The sequence below is a fragment of the Streptomyces sp. NPDC056527 genome (genome assembly GCF_042794475.1).
GTDB lineage: Bacteria > Actinomycetota > Actinomycetes > Streptomycetales > Streptomycetaceae > Streptomyces.
Genome location: NZ_JBHTTQ010000014.1, coordinates 67,631 through 86,739 on the forward strand (window position 1 = coordinate 67,631; position 19,109 = coordinate 86,739).

The 19,109-nt window shown below is 69.8% G+C and carries 29 protein-coding genes; 20 read left to right on the forward strand and 9 right to left on the reverse strand.

The window, feature by feature from the left end:
- Positions 1-26 precede the first annotated feature (26 nt).
- A complete protein-coding gene (locus ACFQ7Q_RS10760; RefSeq protein ID WP_383552186.1) occupies positions 27-794 on the reverse strand; it encodes a GntR family transcriptional regulator in 768 nt (255 codons plus the stop codon).
- Positions 794-1,339 carry a GntR family transcriptional regulator gene (locus ACFQ7Q_RS10765; RefSeq protein ID WP_383552188.1) on the reverse strand — a complete coding sequence of 182 codons (546 nt, stop codon included), beginning with the start codon at positions 1,337-1,339 and terminating at the stop codon, positions 794-796. The genes ACFQ7Q_RS10760 and ACFQ7Q_RS10765 overlap by 1 nt, the downstream gene beginning before the upstream one ends.
- Positions 1,340-1,451: 112 nt before the next feature.
- On the opposite strand from ACFQ7Q_RS10765, the gene ACFQ7Q_RS10770 reads away from it, so the two are divergent.
- The 16 genes from ACFQ7Q_RS10770 to ACFQ7Q_RS10845 all read left to right on the forward strand — a co-directional run bounded on the left by ACFQ7Q_RS10770 (position 1,452) and on the right by ACFQ7Q_RS10845 (position 14,013).
- Positions 1,452-1,721, forward strand: a complete 270-nt coding sequence (locus tag ACFQ7Q_RS10770; protein ID WP_383552190.1) for a helix-turn-helix domain-containing protein — start codon at positions 1,452-1,454, stop codon at positions 1,719-1,721.
- A gap of 288 nt (positions 1,722-2,009) precedes the next feature.
- The gene (locus ACFQ7Q_RS10775) at positions 2,010-2,789 is read left to right on the forward strand and encodes a hypothetical protein (RefSeq protein WP_383552192.1); all 780 of its coding nucleotides are present in this window, start codon (positions 2,010-2,012) and stop codon (positions 2,787-2,789) included.
- 1,152 nt (positions 2,790-3,941) lie between these two features.
- A complete protein-coding gene (locus tag ACFQ7Q_RS10780; RefSeq protein ID WP_383552195.1) occupies positions 3,942-4,247 on the forward strand; it encodes a WhiB family transcriptional regulator in 306 nt (101 codons plus the stop codon).
- Between the two features lie 110 nt (positions 4,248-4,357).
- Positions 4,358-4,537 (forward strand): hypothetical protein, encoded by a 180-nt coding sequence (locus ACFQ7Q_RS10785; protein WP_383552198.1) that lies wholly within the window; start codon positions 4,358-4,360, stop codon positions 4,535-4,537.
- Between the two features lie 147 nt (positions 4,538-4,684).
- Positions 4,685-4,849: a hypothetical protein gene (locus ACFQ7Q_RS10790; protein ID WP_383552201.1), complete on the forward strand. Its 165-nt coding sequence runs from the start codon at positions 4,685-4,687 to the stop codon at positions 4,847-4,849.
- A 373-nt stretch (positions 4,850-5,222) separates the two neighbouring features.
- The gene (locus tag ACFQ7Q_RS10795; protein WP_383552204.1) at positions 5,223-5,420 is read left to right on the forward strand and encodes a hypothetical protein; all 198 of its coding nucleotides are present in this window, start codon (positions 5,223-5,225) and stop codon (positions 5,418-5,420) included.
- A gap of 138 nt (positions 5,421-5,558) precedes the next feature.
- Positions 5,559-5,750 carry a hypothetical protein gene (locus tag ACFQ7Q_RS10800; RefSeq protein ID WP_383552207.1) on the forward strand — a complete coding sequence of 64 codons (192 nt, stop codon included), beginning with the start codon at positions 5,559-5,561 and terminating at the stop codon, positions 5,748-5,750.
- 18 nt (positions 5,751-5,768) lie between these two features.
- Positions 5,769-5,966, forward strand: coding sequence for a hypothetical protein (locus tag ACFQ7Q_RS10805; protein ID WP_383552210.1), 198 nt, complete (start codon positions 5,769-5,771; stop codon positions 5,964-5,966).
- 35 nt (positions 5,967-6,001) lie between these two features.
- Entirely contained in the window at positions 6,002-6,910 is a 909-nt protein-coding gene (locus tag ACFQ7Q_RS10810) for a GIY-YIG nuclease family protein (RefSeq protein WP_383552213.1), read from the forward strand.
- On the forward strand, positions 6,907-7,821 hold the full coding sequence (locus tag ACFQ7Q_RS10815) for a hypothetical protein (RefSeq protein WP_383552216.1): 915 nt from the start codon (positions 6,907-6,909) through the stop codon (positions 7,819-7,821). Before ACFQ7Q_RS10810 ends, ACFQ7Q_RS10815 begins: the two co-directional genes overlap by 4 nt.
- Positions 7,821-8,357, forward strand: coding sequence for a hypothetical protein (locus ACFQ7Q_RS10820; protein WP_383552219.1), 537 nt, complete (start codon positions 7,821-7,823; stop codon positions 8,355-8,357). The genes ACFQ7Q_RS10815 and ACFQ7Q_RS10820 overlap by 1 nt, the downstream gene beginning before the upstream one ends.
- A gap of 4 nt (positions 8,358-8,361) precedes the next feature.
- Entirely contained in the window at positions 8,362-9,024 is a 663-nt protein-coding gene (locus tag ACFQ7Q_RS10825) for a hypothetical protein (RefSeq protein ID WP_383552222.1), read from the forward strand.
- 121 nt (positions 9,025-9,145) lie between these two features.
- Positions 9,146-11,038 (forward strand): hypothetical protein, encoded by a 1,893-nt coding sequence (locus ACFQ7Q_RS10830; RefSeq protein ID WP_383552224.1) that lies wholly within the window; start codon positions 9,146-9,148, stop codon positions 11,036-11,038.
- On the forward strand, positions 11,026-11,406 hold the full coding sequence (locus tag ACFQ7Q_RS10835) for a hypothetical protein (protein ID WP_383552226.1): 381 nt from the start codon (positions 11,026-11,028) through the stop codon (positions 11,404-11,406). The genes ACFQ7Q_RS10830 and ACFQ7Q_RS10835 overlap by 13 nt, the downstream gene beginning before the upstream one ends.
- A gap of 131 nt (positions 11,407-11,537) precedes the next feature.
- Positions 11,538-13,841, forward strand: a complete 2,304-nt coding sequence (locus ACFQ7Q_RS10840) for a type IV secretory system conjugative DNA transfer family protein (protein WP_383552228.1) — start codon at positions 11,538-11,540, stop codon at positions 13,839-13,841.
- 10 nt (positions 13,842-13,851) lie between these two features.
- The gene (locus ACFQ7Q_RS10845; RefSeq protein WP_383552231.1) at positions 13,852-14,013 is read left to right on the forward strand and encodes a hypothetical protein; all 162 of its coding nucleotides are present in this window, start codon (positions 13,852-13,854) and stop codon (positions 14,011-14,013) included.
- Positions 14,014-14,245: 232 nt separating this feature from the next.
- Here the strand turns inward: ACFQ7Q_RS10845 and ACFQ7Q_RS10850 are convergent, their stop codons facing one another.
- Together ACFQ7Q_RS10850 and ACFQ7Q_RS10855 are read right to left on the reverse strand one after the other, a co-directional pair.
- The gene (locus ACFQ7Q_RS10850; RefSeq protein ID WP_383552233.1) at positions 14,246-14,479 is read right to left on the reverse strand and encodes a hypothetical protein; all 234 of its coding nucleotides are present in this window, start codon (positions 14,477-14,479) and stop codon (positions 14,246-14,248) included.
- 24 nt (positions 14,480-14,503) lie between these two features.
- The gene (locus tag ACFQ7Q_RS10855) at positions 14,504-14,890 is read right to left on the reverse strand and encodes a hypothetical protein (protein ID WP_383552235.1); all 387 of its coding nucleotides are present in this window, start codon (positions 14,888-14,890) and stop codon (positions 14,504-14,506) included.
- Between the two features lie 458 nt (positions 14,891-15,348).
- Between ACFQ7Q_RS10855 and ACFQ7Q_RS10860 the strand changes: the two genes are divergently transcribed.
- From ACFQ7Q_RS10860 to ACFQ7Q_RS10875, 4 genes are all read left to right on the forward strand, one after another.
- A complete protein-coding gene (locus tag ACFQ7Q_RS10860; protein WP_383552238.1) occupies positions 15,349-15,681 on the forward strand; it encodes a hypothetical protein in 333 nt (110 codons plus the stop codon).
- Between the two features lie 202 nt (positions 15,682-15,883).
- Entirely contained in the window at positions 15,884-16,243 is a 360-nt protein-coding gene (locus ACFQ7Q_RS10865; protein WP_383552241.1) for a hypothetical protein, read from the forward strand.
- Positions 16,240-16,743, forward strand: coding sequence for a hypothetical protein (locus tag ACFQ7Q_RS10870; RefSeq protein WP_383552244.1), 504 nt, complete (start codon positions 16,240-16,242; stop codon positions 16,741-16,743). The genes ACFQ7Q_RS10865 and ACFQ7Q_RS10870 overlap by 4 nt, the downstream gene beginning before the upstream one ends.
- A gap of 40 nt (positions 16,744-16,783) precedes the next feature.
- A complete protein-coding gene (locus tag ACFQ7Q_RS10875) occupies positions 16,784-17,002 on the forward strand; it encodes a hypothetical protein (protein ID WP_383552246.1) in 219 nt (72 codons plus the stop codon).
- 260 nt (positions 17,003-17,262) lie between these two features.
- Here the strand turns inward: ACFQ7Q_RS10875 and ACFQ7Q_RS10880 are convergent, their stop codons facing one another.
- The 5 genes from ACFQ7Q_RS10880 to ACFQ7Q_RS10900 all read right to left on the reverse strand — a co-directional run bounded on the left by ACFQ7Q_RS10880 (position 17,263) and on the right by ACFQ7Q_RS10900 (position 19,046).
- Positions 17,263-17,787, reverse strand: a complete 525-nt coding sequence (locus ACFQ7Q_RS10880; protein WP_383552248.1) for a major capsid protein — start codon at positions 17,785-17,787, stop codon at positions 17,263-17,265.
- Positions 17,788-17,881: 94 nt separating this feature from the next.
- Positions 17,882-18,292 (reverse strand): head decoration protein, encoded by a 411-nt coding sequence (locus tag ACFQ7Q_RS10885; protein WP_383552250.1) that lies wholly within the window; start codon positions 18,290-18,292, stop codon positions 17,882-17,884.
- Positions 18,293-18,364: 72 nt separating this feature from the next.
- Entirely contained in the window at positions 18,365-18,583 is a 219-nt protein-coding gene (locus ACFQ7Q_RS10890; RefSeq protein ID WP_383552253.1) for a hypothetical protein, read from the reverse strand.
- A complete protein-coding gene (locus ACFQ7Q_RS10895) occupies positions 18,580-18,801 on the reverse strand; it encodes a hypothetical protein (protein WP_383552256.1) in 222 nt (73 codons plus the stop codon). The genes ACFQ7Q_RS10890 and ACFQ7Q_RS10895 overlap by 4 nt, the downstream gene beginning before the upstream one ends.
- Positions 18,801-19,046 (reverse strand): hypothetical protein, encoded by a 246-nt coding sequence (locus ACFQ7Q_RS10900; RefSeq protein ID WP_383552259.1) that lies wholly within the window; start codon positions 19,044-19,046, stop codon positions 18,801-18,803. The genes ACFQ7Q_RS10895 and ACFQ7Q_RS10900 overlap by 1 nt, the downstream gene beginning before the upstream one ends.
- Positions 19,047-19,109: the final 63 nt, after the last annotated feature.

Consider the following 19,109-nt stretch of genomic DNA (forward strand, 5'->3'; position numbering starts at 1 on the left):
CGGCCCCCCGGCCCCGGCCCACCGCCTTACGACACAGGCATCCTGTAGCGCATCCGATAGCGGTGCGCTGCTTTCGTCATCAACGTGACTTCGATCGGGCGGCGGCCGTCCGAGTACACGACTCGGAAGGCCACCAGGACAGGCATGTCCTTGGGGAGCTCGAGAGCGACGACTTCTTCCTCCGTCGGAATCTCCGACGACAATTCGTCGACGAACTCCCGGGGCGGGAACCCGAGCGAGTTGAGAAGGGCGGGTGTTCCGCCGCGGATCCGCTTCTTGTCGAGCATCACCGTGCCTTCGGTCAGACCGAGCGGGTAGTACGACCTCGTCAACTCGGTCGGCTCCTCGTCCAGGAACAGGATCTGTTTGCGTAGGACCGCCTGTTCCCCTTCCTGGAGTTCAAGTGCCGCAGCAACCTCGGTGGGCGGGTGGACCACCTCGACATCGAGGAGCTGCGAGCGGCCTACCTGCTGGCGCTTCGTCGCTTCCGACATCCACGAGTACGGCTCACCCGGGGCCGCTGGCTTCATGAAGGTGACGGGCTCGAAGGAGTGCTGCGCGTGCTGGCGAACGTAGACGCCCTTGCCGGGCAAGCCCTCGAGCAAGCCCTCCGCCTTCAGCATCTGCAGGGCCTTCTGGATGGTCGTGTTCGCAACGCCGCCGTACCGGTCCATCAGCTCGGCTGTCGACCTCAGCTTGCTTCCGGGGGGAAGGTCCCCTCGCGTGATCAGGCGCCTGATCTCTGCGGCGATCTTCTGGTGTGGGGATCGGAGGTCCTTGAATTCCCTTGCCATCAGCAGGCTTTCCTCTCGAGTCGGTAGGTGAGGTGCCGCTGATTCGGCATGGTCATCACGGAGACTTCCATCGGCTCGCCCGACTTGGTCAGCGTGGTGCGCATCAGGTGTAGAACCGGACTTCCCTCTGGAAGGGCCAAGTGGTCGAGCTCATCCTGAGTTGCTAGATCCGCGCTCACGTCCTCCACCACCGTGGAACCGGTGTAGCCAAGGTCGGCTAGCAGGGTGACGGCACCGCCTGGAACCTTGCGGGGATCGGCCAAGCGGGTTCCCCGGGCGATCCCCGCCGGGTAGTACGAGTCAGCCAACTCCACCGGCTCCTCGTCGAGCAGGATCAGTCGCCTGCGAACCACTGCACGCTCGCCATCGGCAAGCTGGAGCGCCAGCCGCACCCCTTCGGGAGGGTCCACCTCCGCGACTTCCAGGAGCCGCTGGTTGCCGCGCCGGCCGCGGCGGCTCGCCTGATCGCTCCAAGCGTCAGACTGCCCGCGCTCGCGTGGGGCCAGGTAGGGGGTTGTTTCACTGATCCACGCGTCGCTCGACATGCTCATACCTCCAGCTCACTCGTTGCGACGACCCTACTTCCTTGATGCGCCTCCCAGTATGGACTACCTAGGGCGCTTGCCACTTAAAGTCGCTTGCGCTTATGGTGTGCTCATGGAAGCCACGGACACCACGGAAGCGACGGGACTAGCCGCCGTTGAAGTGCTCCCGGGATCACTGACCCACTACGTCCGGGTCAGATGGATTGCCGACTACTTCGATGTAGGCCTTTCGACCATCTACGAGGCCATCGAGGCAGGCGAGTTGCCCGCGATCGGCGTCGGGCGCGGGGCTAAGAAGGCAATCCGGGTTCGACTCGCAGATGTCCAGGCCTACGAGCAGAGCCGCCAGATCCAGCCCAAGGCTGCCGCTGCCTCGACCTGAAAAGGCCTCAGCCGGTGTGGTGTTGCCCTACCAGACCGCCGCGGAAGCGCCTGAGCGAGATGTTCGTACCACTGCAGGTAGCCGCCGTCCCTCATAGGGGTGGCCGGGGTTGATAGCACCACCAAATCCCCCGGGTCCCCGGCTCCTGCACTGCACGTCGCAGCGCAGATGCGTTGTCCGTCCATCAGGACGTCGGGACCTCCTGTGCGACCTGGCGGGCGGAGACAGCACCGCGACGCGACCCTCCTCCTCGAACCATAGGAGTCACCCATGACTACGACGCCAGCAGTGTCGACGGCCCAGAAGCGTCGCCGGAAGACCCGCACCTCTCGGGTCAGTAGCCGCCCGCCGATCGTCACTTCCAACCTCAAGGCGAACGAGATCGAGCTCTTCCCCGGTAAGGAGCACCTGATCTGCCCCGACTGCGGGTCCTGGTGCCCGATCACCGGCATGCAGGGCGCCCCGAAGCTTGTCCCGCACCACAGCGAGCGCGCCAGTACCCCGAACCCGCGCCGCTGCCCCGGCAGTGACCGCCGGGTCGTCGTCGACGTTGCGGTCGGCGCGTGGCGCACGGAGCTGGCCGAAGCGGTCCCCAGCACCAGGTCCCGTCGCGCCACCAGGGTGCTGCCCAAGCCGAAGACGCCACAGGCCCCGGCTGCCAGCCAGATCAAACCCGCTCCGTTCAGCGCAGAGAAGGTCCGGCAGGCGTTCCGGCACCACCAGACCCACTGCCTGGCGTGCAAGGGTGAAGTCGCGGGCCTCGACGCCCAACTGCTGCCCTGCAGCGATGGCGAGCGCCTAGCCGCCACCTTCCTCCGGCTGCTCCGCCAGGAGCCGAAGCGTCGGACCGTCCGCGACTTCTTTGCCCGGGAACGGGCGCGACTGGACCGCCGGTACGCCGCTGCGGCCCCGGCGAGGCGCATGTCTGAGTGGGCTCAGGTCCTCCCGGCCGTGGAGGCCGCAGACACCCGACGCCGTCAGATCCCCGTCGGCACGTCCCCGACCGAAAGCCTCAGCGTTCCGCTGGAGCCGATCCGCATTTCCGGATGGGCACCAAAGCCCCTGTGATCCGCGCAGGCGTCATCAGCAGGCGCGCGACCGTCTGGCCGCCGTGTGTCAGACGCCTCTTGGTCCCGACCTGTCCCGCGCCGAGCGGGCCCGGATTGCCGACCGGATCTGGTAGCTCACCGAGACGGAGGGCCGCCTCACCCAGCAACTTGGCATCCCGACGAACCCCCACGGCCGCCCCCACCTGTCCTTCACCGGGTGGGGGCGGCTGTGGGCGGCTCGTACGGTACAAACGACGAGCCCCCAGGGTCTGAGCAGGCGGGGGCGTCTTCGCAGGGAAGGCTCAGGCGCCGAGCGGCCCCGGATCACCAACCGGACCTGTGAGCTCACCGAGACCGAGCGCCGCCTCTAGGGGTAGCCCAGTTCAGCGACGAACGACCACGGCCCCGGCCGCCCCTGAACCGAATGGGGCGGCTGGGGCCGTGGCTGCTCGTACAGCGGCCGACTCCCCGCTGGGGGGTTATGCGACAGCCCCAGGGATTAGGACCTGTCTGGAGGACCTGATGAAGAAAAGCATGGCACGCGTCGCGATGCGGCCGGTGGCCGGGATCACCGACGACATTGAGCGCGAGGACGACTCCAAGGGCTATGAGGCTGAGGGCGCTGCCCGGGTCGATGTCGCCCTGCGAGTGGTGCTTCTGCCCCCGCGGCGGGCGACACCCCTGTGGGGTGCTCTTCGAGGCATGCTCGCGCCTGCGGGTATCGGCGGTCTGCAGTGTGACCGGTGCAGCGGTTGGTTCGGTGTGACGTGCTGGACTTGCGACGCGTGCCGAGCTCTTGGCGCGCTGGCCGGCCGCGACCGTGTGGCGGCGTCGGCGAGGCACGCACATGGCGTCTGACGATCTGTACGTCCGCTATCTGAAAGCGCACCGGGCCTCCGTTGAGCACACGAGCAGCTGTGGGGCCTGTCGGGCCGACCGTGCCTGCACGGTCGGAGCGCCGATCCATGAGCGGTTCTCCCAGCTTCAGGACGCTTACCTCGAACGTCAGTCGAAGCGGCGCTGATCCCCTGGCATTGCCCGTCCTCGCTTGCCCCGTGTGGGAGGGCGGCGTGCGTCGGGGCCCGTCTTCGGCGTTCGGTCGCTGACACGCACGGCCCTGGGGCTCGTATCCCTGGGGCCACTTCGTTTACGGACCTTCTGGGAGGACCTGATGAACCGCTCCGTCGTAAGCACTCACTCCTACGCGCCTGTTGCCGCTGCCGCGCCCGCCCGGCCCCGCCCGGCCTGCGTGGACGAAGATCCCAACCTCTTCTTCCCGGTCGGCAATAGCAGCCCTGCGGTGCTGCAGATTGCGGAGGCCAAGGCGGTGTGCCGCCGCTGCCCTGTGATGGAGAGCTGCCTCCAGGGTGCCTTGGAGCGCGGCGAGGCTGCCGGCGTGTGGGGTGGCACGGATGAGGACGACCGTCGTCGCATGAAGCGGCGGGCCGCCCGTCAGCGTTCCCGCAAGGTTGCCTGATCCGTCCTGGTGGCTGCCTGATCTGCCCGCACCGACCGTGAATGCTGGCGGTCGGGACGGGCGGTGAAGGGGAGCCGGACAGTCCGGACCGCTAGTCGAGGGAGGCCTGCATGGCCACGATGATGACCCCGCTCCAGCCCGGCACGGATGCCGCCGCCCAGGCGTGCGCCTTTGCGATCTTCGGCAGCGACATCCCGCCGATTGGGCCCGAGGACTGCAACGGCAGCTGGCGCTCCACCCTCCACGCCATTGCGGAGGGGTGGGAGGGCGCGCCGGTTCCCGAGAGCTGACTTCGCGCCCGCTGGGCGGGAGCCGCCCATGGTTTCTCGCCTGCCCCGTGACGCTTTGCGAGACCGGCTGCCCACTCCGTGGGCCGCCGGTCTCTTCGTGCGGGCGGAGCGGGTAGAGCCGGTGTCCGGTTCGCGATCGGCCTGACCGTGCAGCGCCTCACGAACCCCGACTCCAACCCGTCCCTCAACACGCTCGACGAGCAGACCGCGAAGGACGTCCGGCAGCTCGGGGAGCAGTTCGCGTACGACCTGACCGACCTCGACCTCGGCGACCGGCTGAACGAGGCCGCCGCCCTCATCTACGGCATCTGACCACCCCTCCCCGCGGGGTCCGGCCCGGGAGCCGACAACGGGCCGGACCCCCACCCCTCGAACCCGAAGGAGCCCCGCCATGGGCCTGTTCACTCCGAAGTACCCGCAGCCCGACACCCCCGGCGCCACCACCCCCGGCACCCCCGCCCCCGCGCCCGCCGCGAGACCCGAGCCGAGCGCCGCGCCAACGCCGACCGCCGGGACTCCGCCCGCCGCAAGGCCGGCACGGAACGCATGATCCAGGACGCCGAACGAGCCGGCAAAGAGCGCACCGCGCGCTTCTGGAACCGCTACGAGAACGACAACGGCAAGGGCTCCGTCGACCGGAGCTGACGCCCACAACCCACCCCCCTCTCGCCTGAAGGAGCACGCCATGGCCATCCCGACCCCGACCGAGTACCGCGCCGCTCACGGCGACCCCACCAACTGGTGCGGAGCGCAGATCGACGAGTGCCTCGACGACTGCCTCGCCCAGCTCCCCACCCCCACGCCCACGGTCGGCCAGCTGATCGCTGGCACGACCGGCTCCGGCAAGAACTCGCCCATCCCGCTGACCGGCACCGCCGCCTGACTCCGAAAGGACCCCGCCATAGGCCTGTTCAGCCCCAAGACCTTCGAGACCGCCGAACAGCAGTACGTCTGCCAGGCCGCCGCCCGCCAAGCCGACATCGCCCGCAAGCAGGCACACGCCGCCGACCAGCAGGCACAGATGCACCAGATGGACGCCGACGTCTACGGCCGGCCCGACCGGGACTACACCGACACGGCCAAGGCCGACCGAGCCGCCAAGGACCGAGACCGCGCCCTGTCCCGTCGCGACCGCTACCGCGCGGCCGCCGAGCGGCAGCAGCAGATCGCCGACCCCACCCCCTCGAAGCCCAAGCGCCGCTGGTTCGCCTGACCCCCTGAGGAGTTCCCCATGCCCAAGCAGGACGTCACCGCGGCCGCCGCCGTAGCCGTAGCCGCCGGCCAGTACCTCGTCACCGTCGCCCAGCAGCACGGCCCCAACGCCCCCGAGACCCAGCAGGCCGCCGCCACCGTCAGCCAGGTCCTCGACCTCGCCGAGGCCGCCGGCTGCACCCGCACCGACTACGACAACGCCCGCAACACCCGTTGACCACCAGCCACGTCACCAGGAAGGACCACCCGCGCGTGACCAGGACCCCACTGCCCACCACCGCCCGCAACAGGACCGAGGTCGTTCTCGAACGGTTCATCATCACCCTGGCCTGGGTCATGCAGGCGATCGCAGCGGCCACCTACGTAACCGTGATGGTGACCTCCCCGATGTGGCGCGAGCTCCCCACCCTCCCCGTCCTCACGCTCGGGCTGTTCACCATCAGCATGATCATCCTGTGGCCGCTGTGCCTCATCGAGGAGCAGCGCACGTTCTACGACCGCAGCAAGGCCAGCCTGTTCCGTAAGGCCACGCTCGTCTGCCACGCCAGCGTCCTCCTGATCGCTGCCCTCGCCGTGGCCGACATGCCCATCGAGGAGCAGGGCGTCACCTGGGGCGTCCTCGGCGCCTGCGGCCTCTGCGCCCTGGGGGTGTGGGCCGCACGGATGCACATGCTGTTCCTGCCGGCCGAGGACCAGGCCGTCATCGACGCCCTTGCCCAGCGTGAAGCCCACGACCGCGCGGCCGCGTTCGACGCCAGCGAGAAGGAGCGTCGCCACGCCCGACTCAGCGCCATCGTTGGCGCCCTCGGCTACGACCTCAGCGACCGCACCCCCACGGACACCGACCGCGAGCCCGAGGCGCCCCAGTACGCGTGGGACATCCCGGCACGCAAGCACGACCCGCTCGTCTACTTCATCCGCAACGGCAACCGAATCAAGATCGGCACTACGACCGAGCTGAAGCGCCGGATCCGAACCCTCGCCCTGCGCCCCGAGAACGTCGTCCTCCTCGTCTCCGGCGGCCAGCCCCTCGAGCGCGCCTTCCACAAGCAGTTCGCGGACCTTCGCATCGGTACCACCGAATGGTTCGCCCACGACGGAGCCCTCGCCGACTTCATCACCGACCAGAACCGACTTGCCCGAAAGGAAGAAGCCAAGTGACCACCGCCGCCCGCACCAAGCTGTCACCTCTCATCAAGCTCGCCGCCTTCCTGTCCCTCGGCTCCCTCATCTGGACGACCTGGAGCCTGTTCGACCTCCTCGGCGCCGGACCCGCCGGCATCACCGTCGCCGCCTGCGCCGACGCCGTATGGGGCTCCGTCATCTACGCCGAGTACCGCGGCGTCCGCCTCGCGGGCAAGCGGTGGCCGGTCGCCCTCTTCGGCTGGGCTGCCCTGATCGCCGTCGCCGTGTTCCTCGTCTGGCACGGCATCGCCGACGACAACCTCGCCATGGCGTTTGCCGGGCCGTTCCTGCCCCTCGGAGCGAAGGTCGTCTGGGCCCTCGCCCTCGCCGACATGCGCGACCCCGCCGCACTTACTGATGCGGAGAAGGCCACCCTCGCCGAGATGGAGCGCGGCCTCGTCTTCGAAGAGGCGCAGCACGCCAACGAGATGAGGCGCCGCACGATGCGCGCCGAGCTCCTCATGGCCGAGGTGTCCACGGACTTCGACATCGAGCTGATGCGCCAGGACCGCGCCAAGGAGCTTCACCGGATGCGCCCGCTGGAGCTGACAGCCGGCCCGCAGACTTCGCCGGACAGTGATGCGCTGGGTGAAGTCGCAGATCAGGCCGGTGATACGCCTCTGCCGCGCGCGGCACTCACCCAGGCCCCGGCGCCGCGTCGCAGCACTGATGCGGCCGCGCCCCACGCCGGTGGTGCCCTGATGCTCGAGGGCCTCTCCAAGGCTGATGCGGTGCGTACCATCCGCGATGCGGACCCGACCGCATCAGCGCCGCAGATCGTGGAGCGCCTCGCGCATCACGGCATCGAGACCGATGCGCCGTACGTACGCACCGTTCTGTCCCGCACCCGTCAGCAGCGCATCAAGGGCAACGGGGGGTACCTGTAATGGCCGCCCTCAGCACCGCGGCGCCGCGGACGGTCCCCTCGTCCGCGGCGCCGGCCCGCGCCACACAGGACACGGCGCGGCTCGTCGCCGAGGCCCTGCGAAGTCTTCGCCCCGACCATTCCGGTGCACCGCCCCCACCGCCCGACCTGCCGACGTGGGGACAGCGGATCGTGCCCCGCATCGCCCAGAACCTCCTGGCTGGCCTCGGCATGTGGCAGGCGCCCGCACCGCAGCCGCCGTCCCTGCACCTCCTGCACACCCTTGGCGTCCTCGAGCGGTACGGCTGGTGCAAGTTCGCTGGCACCGACCGCTCCGGCCGCATGTGTATCGGCGGGGCGCAGCGCCTGCTGATGGACGCCGGCCACGTCACCCCCGCCGCCCGGAACCGAGCGGTCGAGCACATGCACACGGTCCTCGCCCAGGCCGGAGTGCACATGCAGTTCTTCGCCTGGCAAGACCTCCCCGGGCGGACGTTTCCCCACGTCAGAGCCCTTCTCACCCGGACCGCCGACCACGCACGACAGATCGGAGAGTGACCCCGTGAACACCCCCTCGCCCGAGGACTTCGAGCGGATGATGCAGGAAAAGGGCTTCGGCCAGGAGCCCGCCCCGAGCCACCACAACGGCTACAACACCCCCACCACCGCCGGCATGTACGACCCGAACCCGTACGGCGCCCCCACCCACGCCCCGAAGCCGGGCCTCACCGTCCGCGGGAAGGCCGCCCTCGGAATCGGCGTCGCCGTCCTCGCCGGCACCGGCCTCCTCGGCTACCTGGCCTACTCCGCCGACGTCGCCAAAAAGGAAGCGATCGCCAAGGAACTGGACCTGAAAGCACAGGCCCTGCGCATCGAGGAAATGAAGGAATTCAATCGGGCGCAGGAAGTCGGTCGGAAGTCCCAGAATTCCGCCGATGCGACCCGTCAGGCGTCCATCGATTCCTGCGTGAACGGCAACAAGGGCCTCGTTGGAAAGGGCTACGGCTCCCCGACATACCGGCAGGTCATCGACGACTGCCAGGCCCAGTACGGCGGCACGAACGGCAGCGTCAACATGCAGACCGCCGGCTCCGCCACGACCACCACCACGGCCAGCGACAGCGGCGACGGAACCATCGGCGGCGGCGCCTTCCTCGGCCTCGGCGCGCTGGCCGTGATCGCCCTGTGGGGCGCCAGGAAGGGCACCAAGCCCACCCCCGCCTGATCACTTCCTACTCACTGCCCACCACACCGAGAATCCCCCTCCCACCCGCCCGTGAGGAGCCCTGAACAGGGTTCTTCCGGGCGGGGAGGAAGTGGGAAGTAACCAGAGAGCGAGGATCCCGATGGAGGCCGACACCGCCCCCGCAGCGGTACCCGACCCGAACGACCGGACCCAGCCGGCCCCTCAGCCCGGCCTGTTCGCCTCCGTGCTCGCCCCGGTCGAGCCCGCCCGCCCGGCCGCCTTCAGCATCGACCCCGCCCCCACCGGCACCCTCGCCGCGGACGACGTCGCGGGGGCCTCGTCCGCCGCCTTCCACGGCGACGAGAACGGCGACCCGAATTACCCCGGGAAGGGCGGTAATTCGACTGGCCAGACCCGGGGGAAGGAAAGCGTTGTTCGTGCCTGGCTTTTGGCCGGTGCGGAACGCTGGAAGAAGGGCGCGGGCGCCAACATCAAGCGTCTCGAGGTCCAGAAGGCCCGGGCAATGGCGCAGCAGGTCAAGGAATCCCGCACGGTCAACCGGTCGGAAAAGCACGAGGCCAAGGCTGGCCCCGCATCCGGCCCCGCGTCGACGAGCGGCAGCAAGTCCGCGGCAGGCGGGGGCGCGTCGAAGGGACCGGCGAAGAAGCAGGACTCCAGCGCCGGCCGCGCCCCGAAGAACACCCAGAACGGTCGCGGCACCAACGGCGCGGGAGACACCCGCGCAAAGGCGCCCGCACCGGCACCCGCCGGACCGAAGACCGCCCCCGCGTCGAAGCCTGCTCCCGCGCCGAAGACCCCGAAGAGGGCCAAGGACCCGGCGCCGAGCAAGACCGACGCGTCCGGCGGGTCGAAGCGCGACAGCTCCGGTACGGACGCGAAGCCGGCCGGCGGACGCACCAGCAAGGACGGCCGCACGGAAGGCGGCAGCTCGTCCGGGAAGGGCGGCGCCTCGAGCCCGCGCAAGGACTACGCGAAGGACTGGAAGACCCCCGCCGACGAGGACGACGACAAGACCCCGAAGCGCACCCAGGGCAAGACGTCCGGCCGCGGCAAGGTCAGCCTCCTCAAGAAGCGCCCCACGACCAGCACCGACCGGGACGCCTCGCAGAAGAAGGCCGACACCCCGGCCACCCCCGACGCCCCGGAAACGAGGCGGCCCGCCGAACCGGCCGCTAAGAAGCCCGAGAGCACCAAGCCAGCGGACGACCCGAAGAAGCCCGTCGACAAGAAGGGCACCAGCAAGGACACCCCCAAGGCGCCGACCGACGCCGAGAAGTACGCGTTCGTCATCCGCCAGCGCGAACCGCTCCACACCCGCTCAGCTCGCGAGACCGGCTACCGCGACGGCAACAGGGCCGGCCGCACCGCCGCCCAAGTCCGCGCCTACCGCGATGGCGTCAAGGACGGCTGGCACCAGGCCATCGACGCAGGCGAGCAGGAGAAGCAGGTCCTCGACCAGGCCCACGCCCAGCGCAAGCACCAGCAGCAGCGAGACAAGGACAAGGACTCCGCCGTGCCCCCCACCCCGGCCGCCCCGCCGAAGCCGACCCGCGCCCCGGCCATCCCCATTCCCGTCACCGGCATCGACGCCAGCAGCGTGCACCTCGGCGACGGCGCCAACCGCACCGCCCTCGCGCGCAGCGAGGTGCGCACCCTCAAGGGATTCGAGCGCCGCCTCAAGGCCAAGACGACCGTCATGCAGGACGTGGCCGAACGCAGCCGCGGCCTTGAGACCCACGCCATCCAGCAGGCCGCCGCCGTCACCCGGCTCATGGAGGACGCGAAGAGCGTCAAGGGAGGCGAGAAGCTCGTCGGCACCCTGGCCCGGCTCGAGGACGCAGCCAAAGCCCAAGCAGCCCAGGCCGCCGACGTCCACAAGCGGGCTGCCCGCGGCGCCGACGCCGCTGACACCGTCCACACCAACGCCCAGACCCGGTACGCAGCCATCTACCAGGCCGTCGTCGACTCGCCCGAGACCAAGGGCGCCGAGGGCCGCTTCTACAAGGAGGACGCAGCATCATGGCCGAACTGACCTACCGGCAGCTGTGCAAGGCGGTCGCCGAGCTCGAGCAGCGGGTCTCCCGCAGCGCCGAGGCGATCCACGCGAACGCGGCATGGATCGACAAGGAAGCCCAGGACACCGGCCGGGTCGCCGAGATGATCGCCACCATGAACGTCGACCGGCACACCGTCGGCGAGACCCACGCCCTCGCACGCATCATGCGCGGCGTGTCCGAGGCGGCCATCGCCTACGCCACGGCCGGTGACACCACCGCCAAGGCTGCCGCCGCCGTCGGCGCCCAGGCCCGCACCAGCCACGACGGGATCCAGGAAAGCTACTCCCGCTCCAACGTCGACGGCATCCACAACGTCCACCGCGACTGGTTCGAGCAGGAATAGCCCGCCGCCGCCCTGGCCCCGGGGGCACCCCCCGCCCCGGGCGGCACCCCCGCCCTGGCCCCGGGGGCACCCCCCGCCCCGGGCGGCACCACCCCATCCGCGCCCCGCACCGCAGCCTTCAGGAGCCCTCCATGTCCACGAACACCACCACCCCCGCCGCCACTGCATCCGGCACCGAGCGCGCCATCGCCGCGGTCACCACCGCTGCGCCGATCGCCACCGGCCTCCTGGCGCCGTTCCTCGACGGCGGAGCCGCGTTCACCGCCGCCATCGCATACGGCGGCGTCGGCGGATTCCTCGCCGCGAACTACATGCGCCGCCTGCCGCCCGGCGTCCTCGGAAACCTGCCAGCCGGCGACATCATCGCCGCGCACCGCTCCACCCTGCTCGCCTCCACCCTCACTAGCGGGATCGCCCTCAGCCTCGGGACACTCGCCGGCCCGGCAGGCGCCGACACCCTCATGGGAGGCATCCTCACCCTGCCGTCCATCCCCGGGATCGTGTCGCTCGGCTGGTGGGCCGCCGTCGCCCTCGTCCCGCTCAAGCTCCGCGGCATCCTGCGCCGCCCCCGCCACGCCCCCCAGCCGTCAGCAGGCCCCGCCGCCCGTGCAGTCCCCGCCATGCTGCAGAACCTCCCCGAAGGCCCCGCCGACATCCTCCAGCGCTGGGCCATCCACATCTCCCACCCGGTCAACGGCGCCAACCGGGGCCAGGAACTCACCCTGAACAGCTACGCCACCGACCGCTGGACCGGCACCATCACCGCCCCCATCGGCGCGTCCGTCACCGTCACCCCCGACACCATCTCCAGCGTCTTCCAGGTCGACAGCGCCTGGATCCACACGACCCCCGGCAACCACGCCGGAGAACGCCACCTCACCGTCCACCGCACCGCACCCGCCGAACTCGACCCCAGCACCCTCGCCGGCGCATGGAAGAAGTTCGTCGCCCGCAAGGGCGGCCTCATGGCCGGCACCCACCTCAAGGACATCCAGGAAGACCCCAACACCGGCGGCCAAGTCGCCATCGTCGAAGCCGGCGACACCCTCGACCGCCTCCAGCACCCCGACCGCGCCGACCTCGCCGGAGCCCTGCGGACCAAGCCCCACCTCATCTCCTACGAACCGCGCACCGACCCCCGCGAAGCCGTCATCCGCGTCATGGAACGCAACCCCCTCGAGGCCGGCGCCGAATTCCCCGGCGTCCACGTGCTGAAGGCCAACGACAGCGGCTACATCCAGCTCGGCGTCGGCGTCTCCGGGTTCCCCGCCCGCATCCAGCTCTACGACCCCAAGCTCGGCGCCCAGCACATCCTCGTCGCCGGCGTCACCGGATCCGGCAAGGGCGGCACGCTCCAGCTCATCGCCCTCGCCCACCACGTCAACGGCTCCGCGATCATCTACGCCGACCCCAAGGGCTCCTCGAACCCGGCCATCGAGAAGATGGCCGCCTACTCAGGCCTCGGCCCCGACGGCGCCATGGGCGCACTGCGCGGCTGGTTCAACCTGCTCATGTACCGAGTCGAGGAATCCGCCCGACTCGGCATGAAGAACTTCCAGCCCAGCCCCGAGCGTCCCTGGGTCCCCCTCATGCTCGACGAGGCCAGCAAGCTCCTCGGCGAAAATGCGGAGCACAAGAAGGAAGCCACGTTCATCATCAACGCCGGCGCCACCCTCGGCCGCTCCCTCGGAATGCCCGTCGTCCTCGCCAACCAGCTCATGCAGCTCGCCCAGTTCGGCGGCGACGCAGCCATCCGCGACAACATCTTCTACGGCGGCAGCCTGGTCCTGCTCCGCTCCGACTCCAGCCAGAAGCACCTGGTCGACCTGCCGGAGAACTTCGCCGGCTGCAACCCTGCCGACATCCCCGCGGCCTGGTCCGGCGAACGGGCCCTCATCTACGACCCCAACGTGCCCCTCGACGACCCGGTCCGCACCTTCGGTCTCGCGTTCGCCGCGAGTGCAGGCGCATACGCCGAGATGATGCGGAACTGGATCCTCGAGGACGCCACCCCGTACATCGACACCAGCAACATCGCCCACCCCGTCGACTGGCCCTCCTGGGATGCCCGCCACGACCTGGCCCGCATCTGCGTCCTGCCCGACGCCCAGGGCGACGAAGACGACGACGCCATCTTCGACATCAGCACCCTGCCCCCGGCTCCGAAGAAGCCCGCCAGCGCCGACGAGAAGATCCTCGCCGCGCTCGAGGCCCTCGCCGACCCCCTCGGCCTCGACATCAACTACGCCCACAAGGACCAGATCGCCGGCCTGACCGGCATCGAGGGCTCCACCCTCGACAACGCCCTCTCCCGCCTGTCCCGCACCGACAAGATCCACCGGCAGGTCGACAACGGCAAAGTCATCCGCGGCATGTACGGCTTCGGACCCACCCCCACCCCCGACCCCGCATCCGACGACCAGGCTGCCGAGTAGGAACCACCCCATGCCGCGCCCCGCACTCCCGGACCCGGACCCCGACACGCTCGTGGTCCGGCTCCCCGACGGGACCCTCGTCCTCGTCGCCCGCCTCGACCCCGACACTGCCGACCACAGCCCACTCCAACGCGCCCTGAAGGCCCTCAACGACCCGTCGGGCAGGGACTGAAGTTGACCCAACTCCCGAAGTCGGCCCGCGCCGGGGGATAGCCGCTCAGACAACCCGCCATTCGTACATCAGCATGATTCTTGTACGGCCGGTCCGGGAGCCCCGGTGTCCCCGCGCCCCTCCCGGACCCGGCCGTGCCACCCTCGAACTGCGAGGCCCTGCACTCCCCGTTGCACAGCCTCGCCCGGCCCCACCCAGCCACCCGGCCCGGTGGGGCCCTTCCACGCCCGGGCTACTTCACGATCCGCCACGACCCGCAGCCCCGCGTCGTGAACTGCCCGTCCGACGGCCGGATTGTCACCGTGATCTCCTGCGCCGACGTCGCGAACTTGTTGGCCAGCACCGTCCCGTCCCGGGCGGTCCGCTCCCAGTAGCAGTCCTCGAGATCGCCCTTCGTCCGGTACGTACCCGGCGCGATCTCCCCCTCGTCCGCACCCACCTCCGGCTTCACCGGCTTCGCCTTCACCGTCCACGTCCCGTCGTCGTACGATCACACGTGATCCCCGCCCAGCGCCTTCAGCGTTTTGCCCGACCAGCGCGGGCACAACGACGGCATCCCCGCCTTCAACACCGCGGCCTCATCGCCCTCGGTCCGCTCCGCGATCCACTCACCCGGATCCGTGCCGTAGCTGTTCTGGTCGTCCATCGACTCGCAGATCATCACCACATACGCCGAAGCGGCCGTCTCGCTGCCGTCCCCGACCAGCCAGCCTTTCTCCGCAGCCTGCTTGTCCAGCTGGCCCTCCGCCGTGTCCGGGAACGTAGGCGGCGTCTCCACCACCACCGGCGGACTCGTCACTGCCGACGGCGACGTGCTCGGCGCATCCCCGGCCTTCGCATCACCGTCACCGCCCCCGCACCCCGCGAGCAGCAGCACCCCGCGAGCAGCAGCACCGCGGCCACACCCGCCCCAACCGTCCCCAACCCGCGCACGCTTCTCATGACGCGCAGGATGCCACCCCATCCCGGGCAGAGGGACCGAAACCGGAACGCCGGGGGATCATCTACTCAGGCGCGGGGCCTGACATCGACACATGCGGGAGCCCCACCGCCATGCCAGAAGAGACCACCGCGAGGTACCTGCGGACCGCCGACATCCCCCTCGACGAGCTCACCCCGTTCCCCGGCAACGCCAAGCGTGGCGACGTCGAGCAGATCCGCGCCAGCCTCCGCCGAAACGGCCAGTACCGCAGCCTCATGGCCCCAGCCGACTGGCGATCAACCTACCTTCACCTGGATGGGTGGCGTCATGCGGCTCTGGGCAGGCCTGGTTGTGGTGGCTGAGGTGTGTATGGCGGGTGCCTGACCGCGCGGTCCGTCAGGTTGGATGGCACCGTGGCGAGACGACCCAAAACGAAGAAGAAGCGGCCCCCCTTCGGCATACCGAAGGAGATCATCCTGCTGACTGGGCAAGACGTGTGGCCTTACACGTTCATCGCCGACGACTCGGGCGGCGGATGCGGCAAGGTCCCGATGCCCGCCGACGCGGCCCCTGAGGAGGTACAGACGGCGATTTTCACACAGCTTGCGGACCTCACCCGCATACTCCACGGCGTTGAGATCGACGTTGGGTGGTCCTCCCTGACGCCGGACGCGTGGGTAGGCCACATCCGGCGTGTCACCGCGGAGGAGTCTGCTCTGCCTGGCGCGGTACCTGAAGTCGGCTGACCACGGATCGGCTCACCGGGCACCGGAAACGTCATGCACTTCGACACCGAATCAGTCGGTACCGAGCAGTACACAGCCGAGGATCCCGGCCGCCAGAGCCAAGTTCGTGGTGGAAGCGCCTCAGTGATCGCGAATTCAGGCGCTTTCACCAGCGGCTACATCGGCGACTCCACCCGCGCCGAGATCGCCTACGCCCACCAGCTTGGCCGGCCCGTCCGCTACACCGACCCTGGTCGGCCACGCCGTCATCCTCCACCGGCCCGGGCTGAACCCGGTACGGATCGGCTCGTACGAAAACGACAGCCGCGCCGAGGGGATCGCCGCCGGCCTGCGCAGGCAGCTGCACGTGGAGGGCAACGTCATCGTCACCGGCGATTTCCGCCCCGACCTCGACCACCTCGACCCGCGGGTGCCGACCGACCTGTACGCCCTGGCCGAAGCCATGGACAACGGCCCCGACGGCGACGGCACCGGCCGCAACTTCCCCGACCTCTCCGCCCGCTTGTGCGCCCAGGAGCCCGCCGAGTACGCGAGCGAGCAGAACCGCGGAGAACACTCTTGAACCACCGCGCCGCCACCTTCGCTGCCGCCTACGCCTTACTGCGCGCCGCGGCCGATCACGCGGACCATTGGGGCCAGTCGGACTTCGATTCCCAGGCCAAGGGCGCCACCGACGCCGCCCCGGTGACGTACAAGCACGAGGACGGCACGGTCACCACCGTCGGCACCGACGGCGGCCGCCGCGCCTGCCTCCACCACGTCTTCCAGTACACCGCGACCCAAGGACTGGTCCTGTTCGCGGGCACCCGCGCTCTTGGCATCCGCCTGCACCCGGCAGCCCTTGCCGCCGCCCTCGCGGTCTCGGGGGCCACCCACTTCGCCGCCGATCGTAGGGTTCCCCAGGGCCTCCTCCAGCGGCTCGCCGAGGCCACCGGCAAGAAGAGCTTCTTCAACCTGACCGACTTCGGAATGAACGGCCGGTACTGCCTCGACCAGAGCTGGCACCACTCCTGGGAGACGCTGGCGGCTCTACTTGCCACGGTGAAGGCGTCCCACCGATGAGCGCCGACGTTCTGGGCACACAGCGCCGTAGGGAGAACCCATGAAAGAGCAGCCCGCCATCCCCGCTGACATCAGCGCCGCCCTCGAAGCCCTCGCCAGCCGATACGAGGAGATCGCCGATCGCGCAACCACCACCCAGGGCCGGGAGCGAGCCCTCCAGATCCGGCGAGTGGCGAGCGACATACGGACGGTCGTCGCTACGGCCCAGCTCCCCAGCTACCTGAGGCCCTCCACCGAGCCCGAAGCCCCCGCAGGCTGACCAGAAGGCTCCCACGAGCCTTCAGCTCCGCACGCTCCTCAAGCGCATGGGCTTCGGGCGAGCCAGCCTCGCCTTGCTCCGCCGACGCGCCCTTCTCAGGACGTGATCGCCACGCCACGCCATATGCTGCTGGCCATCTGCGTGCTGATGGAGGGGCCGGGCACGGTGAGCGAATCGTTCTTGCTGGTCTGCGACGAGGTGCCGCAGACCGCAGTTCTTACTGACTCCGGCCCTCGGGCCATCGAGATCGTGAAGCTACTTCACAGGCGAACCGGGCTGAGTCTGTGGCACTGCAAGTCCCTCATCAGCCAGGCGAGTTCGTCGCGGATCGGGTCCGAAGTCGGGTCCGACCACACCTTCGGGGCCGTGGGCGTGTTCTCGGCCGGGACGCCGAAGTCGACCTCGGTGATGTAGTTGTTCTCGTTGACGGTCAGCTTTCCGTCGAGGAGGACGTCGGCGGCCGCCAGCTCGATGCGGCCCTTGGCCGCCTCGGCGTGCCGCTCGCTGTCGGAGTAGAGGTTGTTCACCAGCCGCTCGGCGTCCGCGCCGCGCTGCATCTCGTCGAGGATGATCTCCTGCTCGCTGACGGTGAGCTTCTGCGAGATGACCGGCAGGCCGCCCTTGCGGGTGGTCTCCCACGCCTCGCGGGTCGCGAGCGGCGCCGAGGCGTCGTACGCCCGGAACTTCGCAGCGTTGACGTAGCGCCCGCTGTCCTTGATCTCCCACATGGTGCTCTGGAGCTTGAGGGCCGGGAACACGGGCTGTCGCCCGTGGTCAGCGTCCACTCGTCCGGCGTCGGCACAGCTTGGGCGAAGACGGTCAGGTCGCGGGTGGTGACGTCCTTGATCAGGTCCTGGAGGGTCATGGCTCAGTGGCTCCTTACACGTACCGGATCAGGGCGTTGGTCGTGACGACCTCGGCGGGGGTGAAGCCGCCGGGGACCTTCGCGGCGCGCACGGTGCCGTGCCACAGCAGCGCGACGGGCACCTTGGTGGCGGCGGGCGCGAAGAGGGTCTCGGCGACAACGAGGCCGGCCAGGCCTGCGCGACCGTCGGCGGCGGCCTTGTCGAAGGGGCCGTAGAGACCCGAGGCGGTGATCTTGCCGACCGGCACACCGGACTTGAAGAGGTTGTACGGCTGGCTTGTGTCAGTCGACGGCACGTAGTGCGCGCCGCTGGTGAACTTCGTGATGTCGAGGGTGATCGTGTCGGTGTCGTCGGTGCCGTGTCGGCCGCCGAGCCACTCCGAATTCGCCGTGACGCTGCGCTGCGTCGTAATCGGCTGAAGCATGACGGTGCCCCTCCCAGGGACGACGCGATGGTCCCCTGGTCCGGCATTGTCCCGCCGGTGGGAGTGGGTCGGTCAGCTGGTGATGTATCCGCGTCGGCGGGCCATGTCGAGGCCCGCAGCGCCCGGCTTCGGCGGTGTGGCGTTGCGCGAGGGCGGGCCGCCGGCGGGCGAGCCACCCGGCGCGGGCGGGGCAGCCACCCGCCCAGCACCGAACAGCTCCGGACGCCGCTCCGCCAGCTGCTCGGCTGCCGCGGCGACTGTCTCCTCGTCGGCGTCATCCTGACCGTTCAAAGCGCGCGGTCGATCAGCAGGACGGCGTCGTCCAGATCCTCACTGGCGGCTCCAAGACCGGCGAGGGCGGCGCGGCGGATCGCGGCGCGCTCCCGAGCGACAGCCTGGGCCTCACGGGCTTCGGCCTCGCGCAGCTTGTCCTCGGCCGCCTGCTCACGGCGCTCGACCTCGGAGAGCGCGGCCCGCTCGGCGTCTCGCGTCGCGGTGACGAACTCCATCAGCTTCTCGGAGTCGCTGAAACCAGGCCGTCGAGGAGCTTCTTCACCGCGGCGCGACCGCCCTGGGTCTTCTCACGGGCCAGCAGCCGGGACAGGTTGTCCTGCGTGACGCCACCGGTTCCCGGGCCGTCGTCGGGCTTGTTCGGGTCGTGCTCGGGCGAGGCGTCCAGGATCGGGTAGATGGGCCGCCCGTCACGGCGGTACCCGACCGGGGCGAGCGGGTTGGGGAGCGAAGGGCGCGTCATGCGTGAACCATCCAGGTCTCCAGCGCCCCCACGCCGATGATCAGTCTAGCGACAACCTCCCCA

Coding starts and splice junctions, on each gene's coding strand:
- ACFQ7Q_RS10760 (WP_383552186.1), bottom strand. CDS start 794: ATGGCAAGGGAATTCAAGGACCTCCGATCCCCACACCAGAAGATCGCC.
- ACFQ7Q_RS10765 (WP_383552188.1), bottom strand. CDS start 1,339: ATGTCGAGCGACGCGTGGATCAGTGAAACAACCCCCTACCTGGCCCCA.
- ACFQ7Q_RS10770 (WP_383552190.1), top strand. CDS start 1,452: ATGGAAGCCACGGACACCACGGAAGCGACGGGACTAGCCGCCGTTGAA.
- ACFQ7Q_RS10780 (WP_383552195.1), top strand. CDS start 3,942: ATGAACCGCTCCGTCGTAAGCACTCACTCCTACGCGCCTGTTGCCGCT.
- ACFQ7Q_RS10785 (WP_383552198.1), top strand. CDS start 4,358: ATGGCCACGATGATGACCCCGCTCCAGCCCGGCACGGATGCCGCCGCC.
- ACFQ7Q_RS10795 (WP_383552204.1), top strand. CDS start 5,223: ATGGCCATCCCGACCCCGACCGAGTACCGCGCCGCTCACGGCGACCCC.
- ACFQ7Q_RS10800 (WP_383552207.1), top strand. CDS start 5,559: ATGCACCAGATGGACGCCGACGTCTACGGCCGGCCCGACCGGGACTAC.
- ACFQ7Q_RS10805 (WP_383552210.1), top strand. CDS start 5,769: ATGCCCAAGCAGGACGTCACCGCGGCCGCCGCCGTAGCCGTAGCCGCC.
- ACFQ7Q_RS10820 (WP_383552219.1), top strand. CDS start 7,821: ATGGCCGCCCTCAGCACCGCGGCGCCGCGGACGGTCCCCTCGTCCGCG.
- ACFQ7Q_RS10830 (WP_383552224.1), top strand. CDS start 9,146: ATGGAGGCCGACACCGCCCCCGCAGCGGTACCCGACCCGAACGACCGG.
- ACFQ7Q_RS10835 (WP_383552226.1), top strand. CDS start 11,026: ATGGCCGAACTGACCTACCGGCAGCTGTGCAAGGCGGTCGCCGAGCTC.
- ACFQ7Q_RS10840 (WP_383552228.1), top strand. CDS start 11,538: ATGTCCACGAACACCACCACCCCCGCCGCCACTGCATCCGGCACCGAG.
- ACFQ7Q_RS10845 (WP_383552231.1), top strand. CDS start 13,852: ATGCCGCGCCCCGCACTCCCGGACCCGGACCCCGACACGCTCGTGGTC.
- ACFQ7Q_RS10875 (WP_383552246.1), top strand. CDS start 16,784: ATGAAAGAGCAGCCCGCCATCCCCGCTGACATCAGCGCCGCCCTCGAA.
- ACFQ7Q_RS10885 (WP_383552250.1), bottom strand. CDS start 18,292: ATGCTTCAGCCGATTACGACGCAGCGCAGCGTCACGGCGAATTCGGAG.
- ACFQ7Q_RS10895 (WP_383552256.1), bottom strand. CDS start 18,801: ATGGAGTTCGTCACCGCGACGCGAGACGCCGAGCGGGCCGCGCTCTCC.
- ACFQ7Q_RS10900 (WP_383552259.1), bottom strand. CDS start 19,046: ATGACGCGCCCTTCGCTCCCCAACCCGCTCGCCCCGGTCGGGTACCGC.